This window comes from Paraburkholderia sp. GAS448, from assembly GCF_050435685.1.
In the GTDB taxonomy this organism is placed as follows: domain Bacteria; phylum Pseudomonadota; class Gammaproteobacteria; order Burkholderiales; family Burkholderiaceae; genus Paraburkholderia.
This window is the reverse complement of sequence record NZ_JBNDKT010000021.1, coordinates 89,207-111,050: the sequence shown is the minus strand read 5'-3', so window position 1 is coordinate 111,050 and position 21,844 is coordinate 89,207. Positions and strand designations below refer to the sequence as shown.

At 64.2% G+C, this 21,844-nt stretch carries 18 protein-coding genes; 14 read left to right on the top strand and 4 right to left on the bottom strand.

Annotated features, from left to right (window positions below):
• Positions 1–144: 144 nt before the first annotated feature.
• Together P3T23_RS30685 and P3T23_RS30680 are read right to left on the bottom strand one after the other, a co-directional pair.
• Entirely contained in the window at positions 145–570 is a 426-nt protein-coding gene (locus P3T23_RS30685) for a DUF4399 domain-containing protein (protein ID WP_429319844.1), read from the bottom strand.
• A gap of 35 nt (positions 571–605) precedes the next feature.
• Positions 606–1,133: a DUF4399 domain-containing protein gene (locus tag P3T23_RS30680; RefSeq protein ID WP_429319843.1), complete on the bottom strand. Its 528-nt coding sequence runs from the start codon at positions 1,131–1,133 to the stop codon at positions 606–608.
• Between the two features lie 343 nt (positions 1,134–1,476).
• Here P3T23_RS30680 and P3T23_RS30675 point away from each other — a divergent pair, with 343 nt between their 5' ends.
• Positions 1,477–3,429 carry an SUMF1/EgtB/PvdO family nonheme iron enzyme gene (locus P3T23_RS30675; protein WP_429319842.1) on the top strand — a complete coding sequence of 651 codons (1,953 nt, stop codon included), beginning with the start codon at positions 1,477–1,479 and terminating at the stop codon, positions 3,427–3,429.
• 53 nt (positions 3,430–3,482) lie between these two features.
• On the opposite strand, the gene P3T23_RS30670 is transcribed toward P3T23_RS30675, so the two are convergent.
• Positions 3,483–5,630, bottom strand: coding sequence for a protein kinase domain-containing protein (locus tag P3T23_RS30670; protein ID WP_429319841.1), 2,148 nt, complete (start codon positions 5,628–5,630; stop codon positions 3,483–3,485).
• Between the two features lie 390 nt (positions 5,631–6,020).
• Here P3T23_RS30670 and P3T23_RS30665 point away from each other — a divergent pair, with 390 nt between their 5' ends.
• The 10 genes from P3T23_RS30665 (at position 6,021) to P3T23_RS30620 (ending at position 14,274) form a co-directional block, all read left to right on the top strand.
• Positions 6,021–6,299 (top strand): hypothetical protein, encoded by a 279-nt coding sequence (locus P3T23_RS30665; protein WP_429319840.1) that lies wholly within the window; start codon positions 6,021–6,023, stop codon positions 6,297–6,299.
• Positions 6,300–6,465: 166 nt separating this feature from the next.
• Positions 6,466–6,684 (top strand): hypothetical protein, encoded by a 219-nt coding sequence (locus P3T23_RS30660; protein WP_429319839.1) that lies wholly within the window; start codon positions 6,466–6,468, stop codon positions 6,682–6,684.
• Between the two features lie 224 nt (positions 6,685–6,908).
• On the top strand, positions 6,909–7,382 hold the full coding sequence (locus P3T23_RS30655; RefSeq protein WP_429319838.1) for a MarR family transcriptional regulator: 474 nt from the start codon (positions 6,909–6,911) through the stop codon (positions 7,380–7,382).
• 6 nt (positions 7,383–7,388) lie between these two features.
• Entirely contained in the window at positions 7,389–9,479 is a 2,091-nt protein-coding gene (locus P3T23_RS30650; protein WP_429319837.1) for an FUSC family protein, read from the top strand.
• Positions 9,480–9,513: 34 nt separating this feature from the next.
• Positions 9,514–9,723: a DUF1656 domain-containing protein gene (locus P3T23_RS30645; RefSeq protein WP_429319836.1), complete on the top strand. Its 210-nt coding sequence runs from the start codon at positions 9,514–9,516 to the stop codon at positions 9,721–9,723.
• Entirely contained in the window at positions 9,720–10,706 is a 987-nt protein-coding gene (locus P3T23_RS30640; RefSeq protein ID WP_429319835.1) for an efflux RND transporter periplasmic adaptor subunit, read from the top strand. The genes P3T23_RS30645 and P3T23_RS30640 overlap by 4 nt, the downstream gene beginning before the upstream one ends.
• Positions 10,703–12,175 carry an efflux transporter outer membrane subunit gene (locus tag P3T23_RS30635; RefSeq protein WP_429319834.1) on the top strand — a complete coding sequence of 491 codons (1,473 nt, stop codon included), beginning with the start codon at positions 10,703–10,705 and terminating at the stop codon, positions 12,173–12,175. Before P3T23_RS30640 ends, P3T23_RS30635 begins: the two co-directional genes overlap by 4 nt.
• A 123-nt stretch (positions 12,176–12,298) precedes the next feature.
• Positions 12,299–12,676: a single-stranded DNA-binding protein gene (locus P3T23_RS30630; protein WP_429319833.1), complete on the top strand. Its 378-nt coding sequence runs from the start codon at positions 12,299–12,301 to the stop codon at positions 12,674–12,676.
• A gap of 381 nt (positions 12,677–13,057) precedes the next feature.
• Complete coding sequence (locus P3T23_RS30625; RefSeq protein ID WP_429319832.1) at positions 13,058–13,879, top strand: hypothetical protein; 822 nt, start codon at positions 13,058–13,060, stop codon at positions 13,877–13,879.
• 47 nt (positions 13,880–13,926) lie between these two features.
• Positions 13,927–14,274 (top strand): copper resistance CopC family protein, encoded by a 348-nt coding sequence (locus P3T23_RS30620; protein WP_429319831.1) that lies wholly within the window; start codon positions 13,927–13,929, stop codon positions 14,272–14,274.
• A gap of 212 nt (positions 14,275–14,486) precedes the next feature.
• Here the strand turns inward: P3T23_RS30620 and P3T23_RS30615 are convergent, their stop codons facing one another.
• A complete protein-coding gene (locus P3T23_RS30615; RefSeq protein ID WP_429319830.1) occupies positions 14,487–18,689 on the bottom strand; it encodes an ESPR-type extended signal peptide-containing protein in 4,203 nt (1,400 codons plus the stop codon).
• 1,045 nt (positions 18,690–19,734) lie between these two features.
• Between P3T23_RS30615 and P3T23_RS30610 the strand changes: the two genes are divergently transcribed.
• The 3 genes from P3T23_RS30610 to P3T23_RS30600 are packed head-to-tail and all read left to right on the top strand — an operon-like array spanning position 19,735 to position 21,717.
• Complete coding sequence (locus P3T23_RS30610) at positions 19,735–19,989, top strand: BufA1 family periplasmic bufferin-type metallophore (protein WP_429319829.1); 255 nt, start codon at positions 19,735–19,737, stop codon at positions 19,987–19,989.
• A gap of 44 nt (positions 19,990–20,033) precedes the next feature.
• Positions 20,034–20,915 (top strand): MNIO family bufferin maturase, encoded by an 882-nt coding sequence (gene bufB / locus P3T23_RS30605; RefSeq protein ID WP_429319828.1) that lies wholly within the window; start codon positions 20,034–20,036, stop codon positions 20,913–20,915.
• Positions 20,899–21,717: an HvfC/BufC family peptide modification chaperone gene (locus P3T23_RS30600; protein WP_429319827.1), complete on the top strand. Its 819-nt coding sequence runs from the start codon at positions 20,899–20,901 to the stop codon at positions 21,715–21,717. The genes bufB and P3T23_RS30600 overlap by 17 nt, the downstream gene beginning before the upstream one ends.
• Positions 21,718–21,844: the final 127 nt, after the last annotated feature.

Sequence of the window (21,844 nt, the reverse complement as noted above, 5' to 3'; positions counted from 1 at the left end):
CGCACGAGGGTGTTGGGTTGGAGAAGACAGTCGCTTTCGCGCGAGCTGCACGAGTGTCGCGCAAGGCGAGGCAGCTACACGAGAGAAGATGTATTGAAGGGTCGCCTGACTGCAGGTCAGGTCTATGAGCCGGTATCTACCCGCTCACTTCGCGATGACGGTGATCTTCTTCGAATAGACCGGCGGGTTGTGCGGGATGTGCTTGTCGTCACCCATCAGCAGCTGCAGCGTGTGCTTGCCGGGCGGCAGTTCGATCGTCGTTTCCGTTTCGCCCGCGCCAAAGTGCAGATGGTTGCGGTCCGAGGGAATTTCCTGGTCCATCGGCGGCAGGTCGGTGTCGATCAGCAGATGGTGGTGTCCGGTATTCGGAAACTTCACGCCCTTGGGCGCGACACCCATGTAGCGCAGCCCGAACCAGACGCGAAACGGCTTGTTGGCCGGAACCACCTGGCCATCGTTCGGATAGCCGATATACGCGTATGCGCCGGGGGGCGACGGCGTGGTGCCCGCATAGGCGAAGTTCAGAAAGGCCAGAGCGGCCAGCGCCGCGGCGACGATAATCTTGTGCATGGAGTGTGCTCCCCGTCCTGACAGACCGAAGCGGGTCAATTGGCTTTGACGATGATGGTGATCTTCTTCGAATACACCGGCGGATCGTGCGGCACGTGGTTCTGGTCGCCCAGCAGAAGCTGCAGCGTGTGCTTGCCAGGCGGCAGTTCGATGCGCGCGTCGGTCTCGCCTGCGCCGAAATGCAGGTGATTGCGATCCGATGGAATTTCCTGATCGAGCGGCGGCAGATCGGTGTCGATCAGCAGGTGGTGGTGCCCGGTTTTCGGGAAGTCGACGCCTTTAGGGCAGACGCCCATGTTGCGAAGTCCCATGCGCACCCACAGCTTGCCGCCATGGATCACCGTGCCGTCAGCCGGCCAGATGATGTATTCCTCCGCGTTTGGCGGAGACGGGGTTCTTGGCGGGGCCGCCAGCGCCGTACCCCATACCAGGGTGGCGAGAACCGCGGCAACGATCGTGGTGACTACGGAGGTGACTAAAGCGGTAACTACAGTGGTAACTGCAGTGGCGCCAGCAGGACCCACGCGAGCGGCCAGGCTGCAGCGCATTGTTGTTCTTTGCATTGCACATTCTCCCGAAGAATTGTCCGGGTCGCCCCTTTCGTGCAAAGAGCCTTCCCACCCCTTCGCGGCGGGTGTGTGCACACGTGCGTGTCGGAACGACCGGTAAAAGACCCCGATCAGTGCTGTGTTCTTTGTGCTTTAGCTTAGGACGGAACTTGCCAAAAAGATACGCCACTCTCGTTCTCGTTCTGACGCCTTGACTGCGTGCTATCGTTGTTGATGACGACCTCGAGGCGCTGCATGCAGATTGCGCGGAGATTCGCCGCGCGCATGGCAGTGACCGACAGCGGCTTGCCCGTCGACGGATACCGATGTTCGATCCATACCAAAACAGGATTTGAATATGTGGCGAAAACTCCTGCTCGTGTGCATGGCCGGGGCAATCCTCGCGCCGTGGCTCGGCGTCGAGGCACAGCCAGCCCCCCGAAGCGTGGCTTCGACTGCCCGGGTCACAGCACCGTCCGCCCACGCGGACAACCCGCGTGTCGCGCTCGTGATCGGCAACGACGACTATCCGGGCGGCGCGCTCCCCAACGCGGCGCACGACGCCCGCAGCATGAGCGACGCGCTCGGCGCGCTTGGCTTCGACGTGATCCTCCGCACGAATGCAACGCCGCAGCAGATGAAACAGGCGCTCGCCGATTTCGGCCGGCGCCTGCGCGCGGGCGGCACAGGCGTCTTCTACTTCGCGGGGCACGGCTTCGAGGCGGCCAACGACGCAGTGCTCGTCCCGGCAGGCGTCGATGTGGGTTCGCCCGCGCCTCTTCTGGAGAGCGGCGTGGGACTGTCGAGCGTGCTTCGCGCGATGTCGGCGCCACGTCCCGACAAGCTCAATCTGGTGATACTCGATACGTGCCTGAACGACCCGTTCCAGGCCGCCGGTGCGACGCCGTTCCCCGTCGCACTCCCGGACCGGACGATGATTGCCTACGCGGCTGCCCCGGGCGGATCTGCCGCAGACGGCAAGCGCCATGGGATATACACGGGTGCGCTGCTGCGTACGCTCGCGGCCGCGCCGCCGGCCGACCTCGCGACGATGCTGCGGCGTGTCGCGGCTGACGTTCGCGAGCTCACGCACGGCGAACAGAGGCCCTGGGTTGCGTCATCGCTTTCCGACGACGCACTGCCTGGTTCCGGCCGGGTCGATGCGCCCTTGCTGGCTGACGCCCGATCGACCGACATGGACGCGGACGAAGCGGTCGTCACGCTGCATAGTCGCGGGATACTGCCAAAGGACAGCAGCGAGCAATACGAGATCACGTTCTGGGATTCGATCAAGAACAGCACCTATCCGAGTGACTACGAGGCCTATCTGAAGGCTTATCCGAACGGCCGCTTCGCGCCGCTTGCGCGCGCGCGCATCGAACGGCTGCGAGCGTCCGCGCCGCAAACGCCAGCCGCCGGAACGCAAGCACCGCAAGCGCCGCAGGCGGCATCTGCCGGCGCGCCGCCACAGGAGCATCCACGGGCGATTACGCCTGCGCCGGCACCCGCTCCGGCCCCGGCCCCGTCTGCGGCAGGAGCGGCGCCGGTGGCTCCCGCGTCGCCTCAGTCCAAAGCAGTCAACAACGCCTCCGGCACGAGCGAAAGCAAGGACTGCGCGGCCTGCCCCGTGATGGTGGCATTGCCAGCGGGCTCGTTCATGATGGGCAGCAGCACCGATGATCCGTCAGAAAAACCGGTGCATCGCGTCACGATCGGCGCGCCCTTCGCGATCGGCAAATACCCGGTGACGGTCGAACAATGGGACGCCTGCGTCGATGCGAAAGCCTGCACGCGGCTTTCCAGCGAGAACAGTACGACAAGGAATGCACCCGCCCGCGATCTGAGCTGGGACGACGCGCAGCAGTACGTCAAGTGGCTGGTCAAGGTCACCGGCAAGCCCTATCGCCTCCCCACCGAGGCGGAATGGGAGTACGCGGACAAAGGTGGCACGACGACGAAATACTGGTGGGGCGACCAGATGCGCAAGGGCAGCGCGAACTGCAAGGATTGCGGCGACCCCTGGCACACCGAAGGCCCGGAAAATGTCGATGCTTTCGCGCCGAATCCCTGGGGGCTGTACGGCATGAACGGCGGCGTATGGGAATGGGTCAGCGATTGCTGGCACAACTCGTACCAGAACGCCCCCGCCGACGGCCGCACGTGGGACAGCCCAGGCTGCGACATGCGCGTGATCCGTGGCGGTTCCTGGCGCGAAGGCGCGAACTACATGCTCACCTCGACGCGCTTCAAGTACAGCGCGACCGTGCGCCAGTCGCAGAATGGCTTCAGGGTCGTCAGGGACCTGAAGTGAAATCCCGTCTGCGTCGTCACGCGCCTGAGGTAGCGGACGACGGCGCCCGACGCTCAATGCGCGCGCGCCTTCGTCGTGATCAGCGCAATATCGGCAACGATGCGGTCCTGCCCATACTTGCTGGCGATCTGACCCAGGCGCGTTTCGAGCGCATGCAGATAGTCGGCACGCGATTCGCTCTCGGGCCGCAGACTGTCGAAGAGCGGCGCGGGCGTGATGAGCAGCACGACCATCTCCGTTCCGAACGGCTTCGAGATGGTCCAGTCGCCCGCGCTGCCGATCGTCGCGGCATAGTGCGGCGGAGCCTGGTTGTCCTTCGCCCGCGGGCCCGGCACCATATGCACGACGCTGCCGTCCAGCACGTAGTAGTCGAGATTGACGTAGGAATCGAAGCCGGGTGTCGTCACGTCGACGACCAGCGAATCGCCTTCGGTCAATTGCGCATCGGGCGGGCGCACATGCAGCGCCGCGATGCGGCCGGCCTGCCAGTTGCGTGTCCAGTACGGTGCGAACGTTTTGATCGCATCGCACTTGTCGTCGGCGATCTGCTCGACGTCAAGATTCAGTGACTCGACACCGGGCAGTGCGCTCAGGTCATTCTTCAGACGCGTCGCGCCGTACCGCTGCGCAACGAATCCCCGCACCTTCAATGCGTGACCCTGCACGTCGGCCACCAGTGCCGAACACGGCACCTGCGCCAGCAGCGGCGTGACCGCCGCCAGCGACAGCGTCGGCGGCGCAGGGGGCTGGACGGCCGGCGGCGCGGACGGCGGTGCTGGCCGCGCCGCCTCGACTCCAGGTGCGGCCGATGCCGGGGCCGACGCCGAAAGCGCCTCGGGCGCCGCGGAGGCGACCTGAACATCGGAAGCAGGAACAGACGCGCCCGAAGCCATCGACGACGGAGCCGTCACGCCATTTTCGCCCGGCGCCGCCCGGTGATGCACATAAACGCCCACACCCGCCGCACACAGCACGGCAAGCCCTGCCACGCCCGCCTTCACGAGCGTGCCGCGCTTCACACGCGGCGCCGTCTTTTTCGCCGGGCGCTCCTCCGCGCAGAATTCTTCGAGAAAACGCGCAACCGTTGGCATGCGGGTATTGCGGTCGAACGACAGTGCCGAGCGCAGTGCCCGCCACTGACGCGTGCCGAGACCCTCCGGCCGCTCCGGCATGCGGCCCGTGGCGCGCGCCTGGGTGGCCGACTGCCGGTCGAACGGATGCCGCCCGGTCAGCAGTTCGTAGGTGATGCAGCCGAGCGCGTAGATGTCGTCACGTGGGTCGGGTTCGCGATGCTCGAGCATCTCCGGACTGGCATAAGCGGGGGTCAGCGCGCCGAGACTGCCCGGGTCGAATACCGTCGCGTCGCTCTCCTCTTCCGGCCGCTGGAAGACGCGTGCGATGCCGAAATCGATCACCTTGACTTCGCCGGTATCGGTGAGAAACACGTTGGCAGGCTTGAAGTCGCAATGCACGAAGCCACGCTCATGCGCGTAGGCGAGCGCGCCGCACATGCCGCGTACGATCGGCTGCGCGGCGCGTAGCGGCATGCCCTTGAAGTCCTGGCTGCGCAGGATCTGGCTCAACGCCTTGCCCGACAGATATTCCATCGTCAGGTAGACGATCGCGCCGTCGCGATCGAAGTCGTACACGGTGACGATGTTCCGGTGCGCGAGCACCTGCGCCTTCCTCGCTTCGCGTTGCAGCGCGATCAGCGATTTCGGGTTGCCGCGAAACTGCACATTGAGGACCTTGATCGCCAGGTAAGGCTTGCGGTCAGATGCTTCCAGCTTGCGCAGGTCGAGCGCCTTGTAGACGGTGCCCATCCCGCCGACACCCAGGCATTCTTCCAGCACGAAACGATTGTTCAGTGTGTCGCCGGTGCCCTTGATCTGATCCAGTCCGGGCGGCGGCGCAGCGATGCCGGAAGTCAGCGACGGCGTTTGTTCCGTCGCCGTCAGCACACGGGTTTCCTCGCCGCCGGCCGCGAGATTCGACACCGGTAGCTGCTCGATCCTGCGGCGCACTTCCGCATAGAGCTCGGAAGGCAACGGCATACGTGTGTGCGCTTCGCCAAGGATTTCCAGCAGGCGTGCAGAACTGAGACCTTCTGTCGTCAGCGTGCTGTCGAGCTGGGCGACGAATTCGTCGCGCGACAGCCCGCCATTCTGGAAATCGCGAATCACATGCGCAAGGCTAGCCATTTGTGCGAAGCAAAGCAGCTCCGTGGTGACCGGAAAACCGGGGGAATCGCTGTCGTAACCAGTTACATGTGCCCTATTTCGATACTAGCCCGCACCTGCTCCTTTCGCAAACCAGGATAGGCCCGCGGCACATGGGCAGGGCGGGTGTTGCAAGGTGGCCAACAGGGTGCGGCAGGTTGTTGGCTGCGAGCCACCATCAGCGGTGTGCGATCCTGCCAGACGTTTCGCCGCGACGTGGCACGACAGCGCCCATAACCTATACGTATCAGCCTCCCCGCGTTTTAAGAGCAGCACACCGAAAAGGCTGGCATGGCCTGTGCATCAGCGACATCCGGACAGACATGATTCACGAAACCACCGCAAGACCTGATGTCCTCCACGGAGACTGAAATGAACACGCTGATGATCAAGGACCTGCCCCTCACCGAACAGCTCGACAGCAGGGCGATGACAGCTGTGCGCGGCGGCTCGGTGCCCTACCCGTCGTACAGCTACTTCAACTATGCGCCTGTCTCGTTCGACTTCAGCAAGTACGTCGCGGCCAGCCAGTCGAACAACACGCTGCTCGAAATCCAGGCCGCCACCGGCGACAACTCGGCCTTCCTGAGCAATGTCAACACGACAATCAGCCCGAAGGTGGAGAACAACAACAACATCATCATGAAATAGAACAGGCGGCGGCGCGAGACCGTAACGGCTCTCACCGCCAGCATCGCAATTAGCTGCGCTCTGGAAGCGGATTTCCTATACTGGTTGAGCGGACCTTCTGCAGCCCGTCGGACAGGCTTGCCCGTCGAGCGGTACCGGTTATTGACCTCAACCTTCAGGAACAGCTATGGCAACCATCGCGATCAAGGACCTGGCCGAAAGTGTCGACCTCGACAGAAGGGCCATGACCGCCATCATCGGCGGCGCAAGGATCGGCACCCATGCCGGCGTTATCGCGCAACCGGTTCCCGCCGCATCGCGCGTGGTCGACTATCCGCCGGGCTTTCCAGCCGCCCGCCAACCGGTCGACGATGGCATCCCGCCACAAAGCATTCTGCACAGGTAAACGCAGCGCGCGGGACCGCTTACACAAAGAGCGGTCCCGCGCGTCTGCAGCAGCACTGAAGCAAACCCTCCCGTTACGACTGCGTGACACGCGCGCGTGTCCCCGTGTCCGTACGGGACACACGCGCAGGCGATTCCGGACCTTGCCGGCCTTCCGTGTCGGAGACTTCGCACAAGCATTTCAATAGTTTGCTAACGAATGTATTCCGAAATACAATGCGGCCCATGCCGAATCTCGACAACCTGCGCCGCTCCGTCAGCAGCACGCTTGTCGTCGCCGCCCGAAAGTGGCGACGCACCAGCCACGGGGTCCTGGCCGCCTTCAATGTCTCGGAAGCCTGCGCTGCGCCGCTGCTCGCGGCCGGCCGGCTTGGCGAGGCCGTGCGCCAGGTCACGCTCGCGGAACACGTAGGCATCGAAGGGCCGTCGCTCGTCCGCCTGCTCGATCAGCTGTGCATGGCGGGCCTCATGCGTCGCGACGAAGACCCGGACGACCGCCGGGCCAAGACCGTTTCGCTCACCGGCGAAGGCCGCGCGGTCACCGCAAAGATGGAGAAAGAACTGGTAGGGTTGCGCGCGGAGGTGCTGAAAGGCGTGACCCGCGCCGACCTTGAAGCGACGCTGCGCGTGCTGAAGGCCTTTCAGGCTTCGGATCAGCTGGCGGATACGGCAAATCCTGACAGCAACGATGCAGCCTGAGTCCCCATGATCTATCCCTCACTGCGCGACTGGCTGTATTCGGTCAAGACCTTCGCAGCTGCGATGATCGCGCTCTATATCGGGCTCGCGCTGCAGTTGCCGCGCCCGTACTGGGCGATGGCGACGGTGTACATCGTGTCGAATCCGTTCGTCGGCGCCACGCGTTCGAAGGCGATCTATCGTGTGCTCGGCACTGCGCTTGGGGCCTCGGGAGCAGTGCTCTTCGTGCCGCCGTTTGTCGAATCGCCCTGGCTTTTCAGCGTGATCGTCGCGTTGTGGACCGGCACGCTGCTCTATCTGGCGATCTCCGATCGCACGGCGAAAAGCTATATCTGTCTGCTAGCCGGCTACACGCTGCCGTTGATCGCGTTGCCGGCGGTGACCAATCCGGCGAGCGTGTTCGATCTGGCCATCACACGTACCCAGGAGATCACGCTTGGCATCGTGTGCGCAAGCGTCGTGGGCGGCGCCGTGTTTCCGAACCGGCTGGCACCCTCCATCATCGAGCGCACGGATGCCTGGTTCCGCGACGCCGCGTTCTACGCACAGGAAACGTTGTCAGGCCGCATCGCGGGTGCCGCCATTTCGGCCTGCCGCCAACGACTCGCCGCGACCGTCAACGGCCTCGAATTCCTGCTGAGCCAGCTCGCCTACGACCACACCCGGCCGGATATCGTGAAACGCGCCCACGAACTGCGCGGCCGCATGCAACTGCTGCTGCCGATCATGTCGTCGCTTGCCGATCCGCTCATTGCGCTTCTCGGCCGCAAAGAGGCCCGGCCCGCCGGGCTGGAGGCACTCCTCACCGACGTCGTCAAATGGTTCGACGCTCCGCTGCCCGAAGCACGTGCCGGGGAACAGCCTGACCCCATAGCCGACGCGCTGCGCGAACGCATCGCCGCGCTGGACCCTCGCGGAGAGGCGATCGCGAGCTGGGACGGCGCACTGCTGTCGAATGCGCTATGGCGCCTGCGGCAAGCCATCGATGTCTGGCAGGACTGCCGCACGCTGCGTGTGATCATCACGCGTGAAGAGGGTTCATGGCGGCCGCACTTCAGGCACTGGCGCACCGGCGGCACCGAGCGCTATTTCGACCGCGGCATGCTGCTGTTCTCGGCCGGCTCGGCGGTCGGGGCGATCATCCTCGCTTGTGGCCTCTGGATCAGTTCGGGCTGGAACGACGGCGCCGGGGCGGTCACACTCGCGGCCATCGCCTGCTGCTTCTTCGCCGCACTCGACGAGCCGGCCCCCCAGGTGTTCAAATTCTTCGTCGCCACGAGCGCGAGCGTCGTGTTCGCCGGCCTCTATCTGTTCGTCATCCTGCCGAACGTCCACGACTTCCCGATGCTCGTGGTGATATTCGCCGGGCCCTTCATCCTCGTCGGCACGTTGATCCCGCGCCCGCAGTTCAATCTGGCGACCATGCTGGTGGCCGTCAACACCGCCACCTTCATCAGTATCCAGGGCGCCTACGACGCCGACTTCCTCGTCTTTCTGAACAGCAACATCGCGGGGCTCACCGGCCTTCTCTATGCCTTCCTCTGGACCCGCGCGACACGCCCGTTCGGCGCCGAACTCGCGGCAGCGCGGCTGATGCGTTCGAGCTGGGCGGACGTGGCGTTGAGCGCGTCGACGCGGCCGATCGAAGATCAGCGCAATCTCGCCTCGCGCATGCTCGACCGGCTGATGCAGCTGATCCCGCGCCTCGCCGCAACCGACGACCATCGCCACCCGTCGATCGAAGGTTTCCGCGATCTGCGCATCGCCTTCAACGCGATCGATCTGCGGCGCCTGCGCCCGCGACTGCGCGGCGATGTGCCCCCCGCCATCGACCACGTGCTCGCCGGTGTCGAGGCCCACTTCGCATTGTGTATCGACCGGCGCGCCCGGCAACCCGTGCCGGAAAGCCTGAAGACGTCGATCGACGCGGCGGTCGGCCGTGTGACCGCGCAAGGCCTCGCCAGCCAGTCAGACAGCGCGGAGATCTCCAGGCGGCAGTTGCGCGACGCGCTGCATGCGCTCGTCGGCCTGCGTCTGTCGCTCTTTCCGGCGACCCTCGCGCCTGCCGCCCCACCCCCACAGGAACCCGCCCGCTGATGCACACATTCATCCACCTTCCGGCGGCCAGACGATGATCGGCGAGATCGACATTCTCGGCGTCTTCGTGCCGGCCGTGCTCGTGCTGATGTTCATCGCCTACCTGATCAATTTCGCGATCCGCACCGTGTTCGAGCGCATCGGCTTTTACCGTTTCGTCTGGCATCGCTCCATCTTCGATCTCGGCATCTACGTGCTGGTGCTGGGTCTTGTCGTCATCGTTTCGCATCGACTCGAACCGTGAAAAAAACCTGGCTCTCCGTTGGACAGATCCTGCTGACCCTGGTCGTGGTCGCGATCGCGGCCGTTGTGCTGTGGAAGCTGGTCGACTACTACATGTTCTCGCCGTGGACCCGCGACGGCCACGTCCGCGCCGACGTCATCCAGGTGGCGCCCGACGTCTCCGGACTGATTACGTCGGTCGACGTGGTCGACAACCAGCAGGTCAGGCGCGGGCAGGTGCTGTTCGTGATCGACCAGGCGCGTTACGCGCTCACGCTTCGCCAGGCACAGGCCACCGTGCTGCAGCGGCGCGCCACACTCGACCAGGCACGGCGCGAAGATGCGCGTAACCGCAAGCTCGGCAACCTGGTCGCCCTGGAAGCCAGCGAAGAAACCCGCTCGCGTGTCGACCAGGCCACGGCGCTCCTCGCCGACGCGGAAGTCGCCGTCGATACGGCCCGCCTCAACCTGCAGCGCACGACCATCGTGAGCCCGGTCGATGGCTACCTCAACGACCGCGCGCCGCGCTCGGGCGAGTACGTTGCGTCGGGCCGGCCGGTGCTGGCGGTCGTCGACATGCATTCGTTCCGCGTCGACGGCTATTTCGAGGAGACCAAGTTGCGCGGCATCGATATCGGCCAGCCCGTCGATATCCAGGTGATGGGTGAGCCGAACGTGCTGCGCGGTCATGTGCTGAGCATCGTCGCGGGGATCGAGGACCGGGATCGCACACAGGGCTCCAATCTGCTGCCGAACGTGAATCCGGCATTCAGCTGGGTGCGGCTCGCGCAACGCATTCCGGTGCGCGTCGCGCTCGACGAAGTGCCCGCCGATTTCCGCCTGATCGCGGGGCGAACCGCCACGGTGTCCGTGCGGGAGCCCGCGCGCGCACGGGGTGCGCGTGCCGCCTCGGGTAGCGCGGCGGCTTCGGCTTCGGCATCCGCATCGGTGCCCGCTTCGACGTCGCAGCCCGCGGTACAGCCGGCATCGGGCGCTGCGCAATGAAGCTGTCGCGCGCCCTTCCGCTCCTGCCGCTTTTGCCCGTCGTGCTCGCGCTCAACGCGTGCATGACCGTCGGACCCAACTACTCGCTGCCGAAAGAGGCGCTCATCAACGCGCCGCTCGCCAACGCGCCGCTCGAAGGCACCGATGGCGCACCCGTCTCGCAGCAGGCCGTGCCGGCCGCATGGTGGCATCTCTACGACGACCCCGTGCTCGAAGGACTCGTCAGCGAGGCCATGAAGTCGAACGCCGACCTGCGCGTCGCCGCCGCCAACCTGGCGCGTTCGCGCGAGGCGCTCGGCGTCGCGCAGGCGCAGGGGGGCTTCTCGGGCAACGCATCGGCACTCGTCGAGCGGGCGCAGGAATCGGCGGAACAGTTCCTGCTCTTTAGCAAGCTGCCGGTTGCCAACGAAGGCGATTTCGGCATCAACGTCTCGTACGAATTCGATCTGTTCGGCAAGCTGCGTCGCGGCGTCGAAGCGGCTGGCGCGGATAGCGACGCCGTTGCGGCGGCCGGCGATCTCGCGCGGATCACGGTCGTCGCGAGTGTCGTGCGCGCGTATGTCGAGGCCTGCTCGTCGGGAGAAGAACTCGCTGTCGCGCAGCGCTCGCTGGATCTGCAAAAGGAGCGTGTCGCCGTATCGCGCCGGCTGCGCGACGCCGGTCGCGGCAACCAGCCGGACGTCACCCGCGGACAGACCCAGGTGGCAACGCTTGCGGCCGACATCCCGCGCTTCACGGCGCGCCGCCGGATCGCCGAGTACCAGCTCGCCATGCTGCTTGCGCGCAAGCCGTCCGAACTGCCGGCGGCCGTGAAGACCTGCAACAAGGTGCCGCAGATCAAACAGCCGATTCCCGTCGGCGACGGCGCGGCATTGCTCAAGCGCCGCCCGGACGTGCGCGAAGCCGAGCGTCAGCTGGCCGCATCGACGGCGCGGATCGGCGTCGCTACCGGCGCGCTGTATCCGACGGTGAGCTTCGGCGCATCCGCGGGATTTACCGGGATTCTCGAAGACATCCCCACGCAGCCCACGGCACGCTGGGCCTTCGGGCCGCTGATCAGCTGGACCTTCCCGGTCAACGGGGCACGCGGTCGCGTGCGTGAGGCCGAGGCGGATTCAAGCGCCGCGCTGGCGCGTTTCGACGGGGTCGTGCTCAACGCGCTGCGCGAGACCGAGACCAACCTTGCCACCTATGCCGCCGACTACAACCGCGCTGACGCGTTGCGTTCGGCGTATCAGTCCGCTTCCGAGTCGGCGAACGAAACACACCGGCTCTATGTCGCCGGACGCGAATCGTTCATCTCGGATCTCGATGCGACCCGCACGCTGACTTCGACCCATGCGCAGGTCGCGGCCGCCGAAGGCCAGGTCGCGCTTGACCAGGTGAACCTGTTCCTCGCCCTCGGCGGCGGATGGGAAACCGATACCGTCGCGTCGAATTCGCCGCATCAGGGTCAGGGATCCCAATGACGCCTGTACGCTCGCCTGCCGCTTCGCACGCCTTGCCCTGATTCAGGTTACCTTGGGGAATGGATTGTGGCAGCATGCGCTGCCGCCGTGCCGCGTGCAGGGCAAACGAACAGGAGAGGGACGATGATCGATGGACTGGTAGGTGGCCGGCTCTACGGCGAAGCGCAGATCCGCACAGGACAGAATGGCAGGCGTTTCGTGACCTGCAAGGTGCGCGCAACGGCCGGGGATGGCGAAACGCTGTTTGTGAACGTAATCGCCTTCGACGACGACGTGCAGACCGCCCTGCTCGCCTTGAGCGACGCCGATAGCGTGGCGCTTACCGGCGCGCTGACACCCAAGGTGTGGACGGACAAGAACGGCCTCGTGAAGCCCGCGCTCGACATGGTGGCGCACGGGTTGCTCACGGCGTATAACGTTCGGCGCAAGCGCCAGGCGCTGGGTGGCGATGCGGCATCGCAGACGCCTCACGAGCGGGACGACCTTGATGATCCGCTCTGAAACGCCCTGCGTGACGGACGTTGCCGCGCTGTCGCAGCGAACGCACGGCAAGCCTGCGCTGGCGTGCTGAAGCCCGCCAGCAGGCGAGGCGGTTATTCAGTCGGCCGGGACCCCGGCACACGGATTGTTCGCTGGCGCGGAGCACGCGAGCGCATATTCGCCACTCTGGCGAAGCAGATCCTCTCCCTCGTGGAGCGCACTTTTGACAGCGGGGCATTGTTCGTAAGCAATGAACGCGGTGCAGGCAACTGCGGAAAGCACGACCAGCGAGAAGGCGATTCTTTCAAATAGCTGAAAACGATGGGGCATATGTCGATGTTCCTTTCGGACGACATGATATCGCATCTAAGGGTTTTCCCGTAGTCGAAAATAAAGACGCAAATGGGTGTGCCCTCCGTGGCCCGCGCCCATGCGATCGCCGGCGACCGCGTCTTTCCATCGACCATGGCTGTGGACGACCCCGGCGTCGGCGACGAGGCGAACGTTGAATATGGCCACATACGCGTCCCCGGCGACAACGGCGATCAAAGTATCAACACCTTCAGTTTCGAGTACGACAAACTGATCACACCAAGGCTGGCTTTCTCGGTCACCGGCGCCTATGTGATGCAAAACAACCCGACGGCCCGCGGCTTCGACAACTTCGGCGTCGGCCTGAAGTATCTGCTGTACGTCAACGACGCGCACGAGTTCATGACGTCGGTGAGCGTCAATGCCCAGCTGGGCGGCACGGGAAGCCGCGCAATCGCCAACAACTTCTCGACCATCTCGCCGACCCTCTATGCCGGCAAGGGCATGGGAGATCTTCCCGATTCGCTGGCTTATCTGCGCCCGATCGCGATCACGGGTGAAGCCGCCCCGGCTTTGACCACTGGGGCGGGACAACCCAACGCGTTCAACTATGGCTTCACGGTCCAGTACAGCTTGCCGTATCTGCAGCAGCACGTGCATGACCTCGGTTTGCCGCAGCCGCTGTCGAACCTCATCCCCATCGTCGAGATTCCGCTGTCGAGAAGCCAGGGACAGACAACCGGTACGGTCAACCCCGGCTTCATCTGGATCAACCGCTACGGTCAGTTTGGCGTCGAGGCGCAACTGCCGGTCAACCGCGCGAGCGGCTCGCACGTGGGCATCCTGGTGCAGGCCCACATTTTCTTCGACGACGTCGCACCAACGACGATCGGTAGACCGCTATTCCAGTGATGAGGGAGTCGATAATGAAAATGCATCGAAATGGCCTGCAACAGACAATGGTGAAGTGGTCCGCGTTTTGCGCAGGACTCGTCTTCGCCAGTGCGGCGTTCGCGCATGTCTTTCCGCAGAAACAGGAGCCGGGAGCCGGGGCGACGGTCGCGGCGCCCGCCCAGGTGAAGATCACATTCGACGGGCCGCTGGAGCCTGCATTTACGGCGCTCACCGTCACCGACTCAACCGGAAAGCAGGTAAACACCGCTAAATCCACGGTCGATGAACATCAGCCGGCTGTGGTTTCCGTCCCGTTACCGGCTCTGGGAGCCGGGCGCTACACCGTGCATTGGGTGGCGGTCGCCTCCGATGGACATCGCACCCACGGTGATTACGCGTTCGACGTGAAATAGGCTTTGACCGCCGGCGGACCACAGGGCGATTTCCTCCAGATCCCCAAAAGCTTCCTCGATACCCAGTGCGTCCTCGCTGCGCAGACCGTTCAATTCAATTTGCCCACATACACTGTGTCAAAAAAAAGCACGGTCTGCCGTGACCGGCAAGACCGTGCAACATTACCTTTCTGCGACTTCTTACTTCCTCATTTGCCGTTCCTGGTTCTTTATCAGAACTCGTACCCGACCTGAGCACGCACGCCTGCATCGCCCGTCGAGGTGACCGACACGGCGCCGTTCACCAGCCACTTGCTGTTCCGGGAACGGTACGTTGCTCCCACTGCCGCAGCGCTGCCGCCCTTGTAGGTGGCCCCGCCGGCAGCGACAATCGTACGGCCAGGACCGGACGGCGTCATGTTCGGCATGGCCATCGCCGCAGCGATACCGGCATAGGCGTTTTTGGCTACGTCGTTAATCGCCCGGTTGGCCTCGTTGAAGCGCTGATCGGCGTAGTTGTTGGCCTGCTGCACGCCTTGCGCCACCGAACTGTTCATCTGGCCCACGTTCACCGCGTCGGTTGCCGCCGTACCTGCTGCGACATTGGTGATCTGGCGTTCGTTACCCGCCGAGCCCACCGACACCGAGTTGTCGCGGTCGGTCACCGAACCCTGACCCAACGCGACCGAGTTCGTATTGGCAGCCTGCGAGCCCGTGCCGATTGCCGTCGAGTTGACACCCGTCGCCGCCGCACTGGCGCCGACCGCCACGGCGTTGTCCGCTGCCGCACTGGCGTTCGCGCCGATCACCGTGGCGTAGTTGCCCGAGGCAGCCGCACCCGCACCGGCGGCCGTGCTGCCCACGCCGGTACCAGGCATCGCCGCATTGACCTCCGCGCCATCGCCGCTGCTCGCCGACGGAACATCGGTTGCGTCGAAGTACGGGCTTCCGGGCTGGGCATTCGACATCTGTGTGTTGAGATTCGACACCTGTCCATTGAGATCCGTCACCTGGTCCTGCAACGCCGACAGCTGGCCGAAGTTCACCGCGTCGTATTGGCTCGCGCCGTTCGCGACATTGGTCAGGACCACGGGACCTGCGCTCTGGGCTCCGCCCAGCGTGACCGAATTGAAGTTCACCGAACCGTCGGCGTTGCGGTCGTACTGCACCGCGCCCGACAGTTCCGTCCCGACGTCACCGAGCTGGTTCTGGATCTTCGTGATGTCAGTCGTGTTCTCCGTCACACGACCATCAATGTTGGTGACGGCATCGCCTACGCTATGCACCGTCGTGCCGCCCACGCTGTAGCTCGGCGCGCTGATCGTGCCGTCCGGGTTCACCACCGAACCGCCGCCCAGACCCGCGGCCACGCTCGCCGAGTTCGCATACAGCTGGCTGCCGTTGATGGCTTCCTTGCTGCCCGCAGCAACCGCACCGTCGGCCACGCCGGTCAGCTTGCGCTCGCCGTCCGTGCCGGTGAAGTCCACCGTCGTGCCGTCCAGGTCCCTGGCCACCGTGATGGCCTTGCTGGTCGAGTCCTGCTGCACCAGGCCGACGCTGCCGCCGTCCAGTTGCTGCGTCAGGTTCGTGACCGAGCCTTCCACGTTGGTCACGCGGCCGTCGATGCTGGTGATCGCCGTCGCATTGCCGGCGATGTTCGTCGTGTTGGTTGCAATGTTGGCCGTGTTGGTCGCAATGTTGGCCGTGTTGGCCGTCACGTTCTGGTTGGTCGCGTACAGCTGCGAACCGTTCACCGCTTCGGTGCTGGTGTCGCTCAGCGCACCGGCCTTCACGCCGGTCAGCGTACGCACGCCATCGGTGCCGGTGAAGTCCACCGTCGTGCCGTCCAGGGCCCTGGCCACTGTGATGGCCTTGCTGGTCGCGTCCTGCTGCACCAGGCCGACGCTGCCGCCGTCCAGTTGCTGCGTCAGGTTCGTGACCGAGCCTTCCACGTTGGTCACGCGGCCGTCGATGCTGGTGACGCGGTTGTCCACCGTGGTCACCCGGCTGTCCAGGCCGGCGATGTTCGTCGCGTTGTCCGCGATGTTGGACGTGTTGGTCGCAATGCTGGCCGTGTTGGCCGCCACGTTCTGGTTGGTCGCGTACAGCTGCGAACCGTTCACCGCTTCGGTGCTGGTGTCGCCCAGCACACCGGTCTTCACGCCGCTCAGCGTGCGCACGCCATCGATACCGCTGAAGTCCACCGTCGTGCCGTCCAGACCCTTGGCCACCGTGATGACCTTGCTGGTCGCGTCCTGCTGCACCAGACCGACGCTGCCGCCGTCCAGTTGCTGCGTCAGGTTCGTGACCGAGCCTTCCACGTTGGTCACGCGGCCGTCGATGCTGGTGATCGCCGTCGCATTGCCGGCAATGTTCGTCGTGTTGGTCACAATGTTGGCCGTGTTGGTCGCAATGTTGGCCGTGTTGGTCGTCACGTTCTGGTTGGTCGAGTACAACTGGCTGCCGTTCACCGCGTCCGTGCTGTCAGCCGACAGCGTGCCGGCCCCCACGTTGATGATCTGGCGCTTGAGCGTCTCATTGCCAACCGACACCGCATCGCCGCGGTCGGCGATCGAAGCCGCGCCCAGCGCCACCGAATTCGCCGTCGTTGCATTCGCCTTCGAGCCAAGTGCCGTGGAATTGGCTCCCGAGGCAGTCGAATAGTTACCCACTGCCAGCGCAGCACTTGCAGTGGCAAGAGCGTTGAACCCCAGCGCAGAACTATCCGTACCCTGGGCCATCGCGCCTGAGCCCACTGCGGTCCCGTGCGAGCCAGCCACGGTGTAGGCACCCAGCGCCACGCCAGAAAACGCGCTGGTTACCGCCGTATCGCCGAGCGCCGTACCGCCACCTACAGCGCGGGCGCCACTTCCGATAGCGACAGAATTTACTTCCTTCGTGCTCCCCGCGACAAGAGGATTATTCCAATTCGTGGTGGCGGCAAAGCCGTCCTCGGCATATGCGCCGGCACCGATCGCAACCGAATTGAGAGTCGCCGTGGCATCGTCGGTGCCATCCTCCAGGCCGCCGGCCTTGAAGTAGCGGGTCGCGTTGCCCACCGCCTTGTTCAGGTTCGCGATCTCGGTGGTATTGGCCGCCACGTTCTGGTTGGTCGCGTACAGCTGCGAACCGTTCACCGCTTCGGTGCTGGTGTCGCTCAGCGCACCGACCTTCACGCCGGTCAGCGTACGCACGCCATCGGTGCCGGTGAAGTCCACCGTCGTGCCGTCCAGGTCCCTGGCCACCGTGATGGCCTTGCTGGTCGCGTCCTGCTGCACCAGGCCGACGCTGCCGCCGTCCAGTTGCTGCGTCAGGTTCGTGACCGAGCCTTCCACGTTGGTCACGCGGCCGTCGATGCTGGTGATCGCCGTCGCATTGCCGGCGATGTTCGTCGTGTTGGTTGCAATGTTCGTCGTGTTGGTCGCAATGTTCGTCGTGTTGGTCGCAATGTTGGCCGTGTTGGCCGTCACGTTCTGGTTGGTCGCGTACAGCTGCGAACCGTTCACCGCCTCGGCGCTGGTGTCGCTCAGCGCACCGGCCTTCACGCCGGTCAGCGTACGCACGCCATCGGTGCCGGTGAAGTCCACCGTCGTGCCGTCCAGGGCCCTGGCCACCGTGATGGCCTTGCTGGTCGCGTCCTGCTGCACCAGGCCGACGGTGCCGCCGTCCAGTTGCTGCGTCAGGTTCGTGACCGAGCCTTCCACGTTGGTCACGCGGCCGTCGATGCTGGTGATCGCCGTCGAATTGCCGGCGATGTTCGTCGTGTTGGTCGCAATGTTGGCCGTGTTGGTCGTCACGTTCTGGTTGGTCGAGTACAACTGGCTGCCGTTCACCGCGTCCGTGCTGTCAGCCGACAGCGTGCCGGCCCCCACGTTGATGATCTGGCGCTTGAGCGTCTCATTGCCAACCGACACCACATTGCCGCGGTCGGCAATCGAATCCGCGCCCAGCGCCACCGAATTCGCCGCCGTCGCGCTGGCGCCTGCGCCGATTGCGCTTGAACCGACCGCGTAGGCTATTGCACCGCGGCCAACTGCAATTGCCTTGTCCGCTGCGGCCGTAGCGGAATCACCCAATGCGGCAGCACCATCACCGCTTGCGGCCGCATTGGTGCCGATAGCAGTAGCACTCCATGCACCTGCCGACGTACCAGAATCCGCGGAAGCGTTATACCCCATAGCTATACTGTTGACATTCATACCAGCAGCCTTAGCCCCTGAGCCAATTGCAATCGCATGTAATCCCGTGGCAGTACCGCCGCCCGCGTTGTACTGTGCGTGCGCTACCGGCGCCCACGAGGCAGCGGCCACAAGCGCGGTCGCCACAACTGCGGAAGCCTTTGCCTTGCTACGCTTGCCGCGTGCAACCGTATTCTCGGACGCCGCTACCCACGACCCAAGCGCTTCATTCCAGACGCTGACATATGACTTGTTCATGATGTGTTCCTTTTGCAAGAGTTGGTTAATCGATATAACGTAGGATTACTGATCTTATGGAGACCATCCGTGCCTTCCAGATCAGCAATATCTCGCTAGAAAATCGTGACGGTCACACGCTCCTCGACACCGGACAGCCAGTGACGATCGGTCAATAACTTTTGAATTCCGGAAGAATCAGATCGCGTTGCGCTGATCTCTTTAACTGACTCCAGTCTATATTTTCGAGACAGAGTGAAAATAGGCACAGTCCGAATATCAAATCAGGGCAATTGGATGACGTACCAGATCGCCGGATCGCTTACCAGACAAGGATTTGAGCGCGATAGACATCGCTCGCGCGGGCCTTCAGACGATGGTTATTCAGTCATGTCTTAGTGATGCTGTCCTGGCGCAGCAGCGCTCATGACGATGCGTCTGGGGAGGTCGAAGTTCTGCGCGGCGTTATCCACGCGCACCCGGCGCTGGCCTTCGCCAAAGGCCACCTCACGACACCAGCGCAGGTTGTTTTCAATGCGCCAGCGGGAGCGCACCGTATGGGCGATGCGTGCCGCGTCCTGGGCAGGCTGGAGACGTAGCAGCGGCGCTTTTTCGTCATCCTGGCGCCGATCTCGCGGGTGACCTCAACCATCACGATCGAGCGCATGCCGGGCCACAGGCCCGGCTGCTGCCATCGGTTGAAAGAGGTCACTGACGATGCACCGCTGGCCAGCCTGATGCGAGCCACGCACAGTGAGTGCAGCGAAACCTCGACCGAAGGTGTCGTGAGAGGGAATGCCCTGTCCCAGCGGAATAGGGGGACGTAGCCAGTCCAGCGTCCTGCATCCGTTTCTCCGGGGCAAAAATCAGAGTCAACGCCCCCCACTTTGTTGACAACCCTTCCGTCTAACCTTTATGCACTCTCTGAAATTTCATGCAATTGCCCTGCAACGGACCACCTCTCCTGCCGATTTTTGAGGAAAATGGCGATGTGGTTCACCTGAACATCGCGGTGGATGCGCGAAGTCCTTATATTGATCGGTAGCAAAACACCCAGGAGAAGACCATGAGCTCGCATCCCGGTCGCCAGGCGCTGGTTGCGGCGGCACTCGCCGGCCTCGCCACGGCTGGCATCCCGGCCGCCCACGCGGAGGCAAACGTGCAGTGCTACGGTATCGCCAAAGCAGGCCAGAATGACTGCGCCAGCAAGACAGGCGTGCACGGCTGCGCGGGCGAGGCGAAAGTCGACAACGACAAGGGCGACTTCAAGAATGTCCCCAAAGGCACCTGCGAAAAACTCGGTGGCACGGTCGGTACCTGACGCTCTCATGTTGCCGCCCTCCCGGCGCTCACGCCCGCTCCAGCATGACTGATCACAGCTCACAGGCCAGCGCACCGCCCGGCGTCGGTATCGGGCTGCGTCACGCGCACTACAACGACTTCCTTGGCGCCACGCCGGCAGTCGACTGGGTCGAAGTGCACAGCGAGAACTACTTCGGCGACGGCGGTTATGACCTGCACGTGCTCGGCGTCGTGCGCCGCGATCTGCCAGTGAGCCTTCATGGTGTCGGCCTGGGCCTCGGCTCGACTCCTCCTCTCGACACCGTGCATCTGGGCAGGCTCAAGCGGCTTGTCGAGCGAATCGAGCCTGCGGTTGTCTCCGAGCATCTATGCTGGTCCGCGACACCGGCGGGCCATCTGAACGACCTCCTGCCGATGCCGCTGCCCGATGCGGCGCTCGAGCGGCTTTGTGCCCGGATCGGCGAAGTGCAGGACACGCTTCGCCAGGCAATCCTCGTAGAGAACGTTTCGACGTACGTGCGCTATCGCGATGACCAATACGGCGAAACCGCCTTTCTCGCCGAACTGTCGCGCCGCACCGGATGCGGTGTATTGCTCGACGTCAACAACCTCTACGTGAATCAGTGCAATCACGGCGAAGACGCCGTGGCGGCGATGCACGAACTGTCGCCCGGCATGGTCGGCGAGATCCACCTTGCCGGACATTGCGTGACCGACGTCGCTGTAATCGACGATCACGGTTCACGCGTCGCGCCTGCGGTCTGGACGCTCTATCGATACGCGCTAGAGCGGTTCGGCAAGAAGCCGACGCTGATCGAATGGGACACCGATTTGCCGCCGTTGAACGTGCTGCTCGACGAGGTTCGACTCGCACGACAGCATCGGGCAAGGCACACCGGCGCCGCGACGCTTGCTCAGGGAGACGGCGATGACGTCGCAGCCTGAGTCACCGGCGTCGCCGGCGCCACTTGACTCGCTTCAGCGCGCGTTCGCCGATGCGCTGGCCAGCACGGAACGCGAACCGGCAGCACTCGCCGTGTTGAAACCCGCACCATCGTCGCCCGATCCACCAGGCGAGCTCGCGAAGCGCGTCGAGCTGTACCGGCGCAACCTGAGGGCCCACTGGCGAGCAGCACTCGCCAGTGCCTATCCGGTACTGCTTGCCCTCGTCGGCGACAGCTATTTCGACGCGCTGTCGCTCGCCTACGGAGGGGCGCATCCGTCGCAAAGCGGCGACCTCAACCGTTTCGGCGCTTCACTGCCGGTTTTCATCGAAGCCCGCGAACACGATCCACGCTTTCGATATTTCGCCGATGTCGCACGCCTCGAATGGGCGGTGCACGTCGCCTGGTTCGCCGCGGACGTTGCCGTCTTCACGCCGCACGCGTGGAACGATACCGGCAGCGAAGCGCTGCTCGATGGGCGCCTCGCGGTGCATCCTGCGTGCGCGTCCATCGTGTCGCCGTATGCGATCGCCGACATCTGGCTCGCCCATCAACCGGGCGGCGTTTTTCCTGAACACATCGACGTACCGACGCACGCGCTCGTCGTCCGTCCATTGTGGCGTCCCACGGTACTGGTTCACTCCGCTGCCGCACACGCTGCGTTCGTCGCGTTGCAGCGCGGATCGACGCTCAGCGAGGCACTGGATGCGGCCTTCGCAGTCGATTCCGGTTTTGATTTCGCGTCCCAATGGCAGGCATGGATTTCCGCGTCGGTGATCACCGGCACAGCGGACGACGCGTGAAGATCCGCTTCGCTCCTGACTTCGTGCCTTCACAGCGGACGAGCACAGTACAAACACGCGAATCCAGACGGATTTTTTTAAGCTGAACCCGCTTGCGTGTCATCCACTGCACCCGCTCATCCGTTAG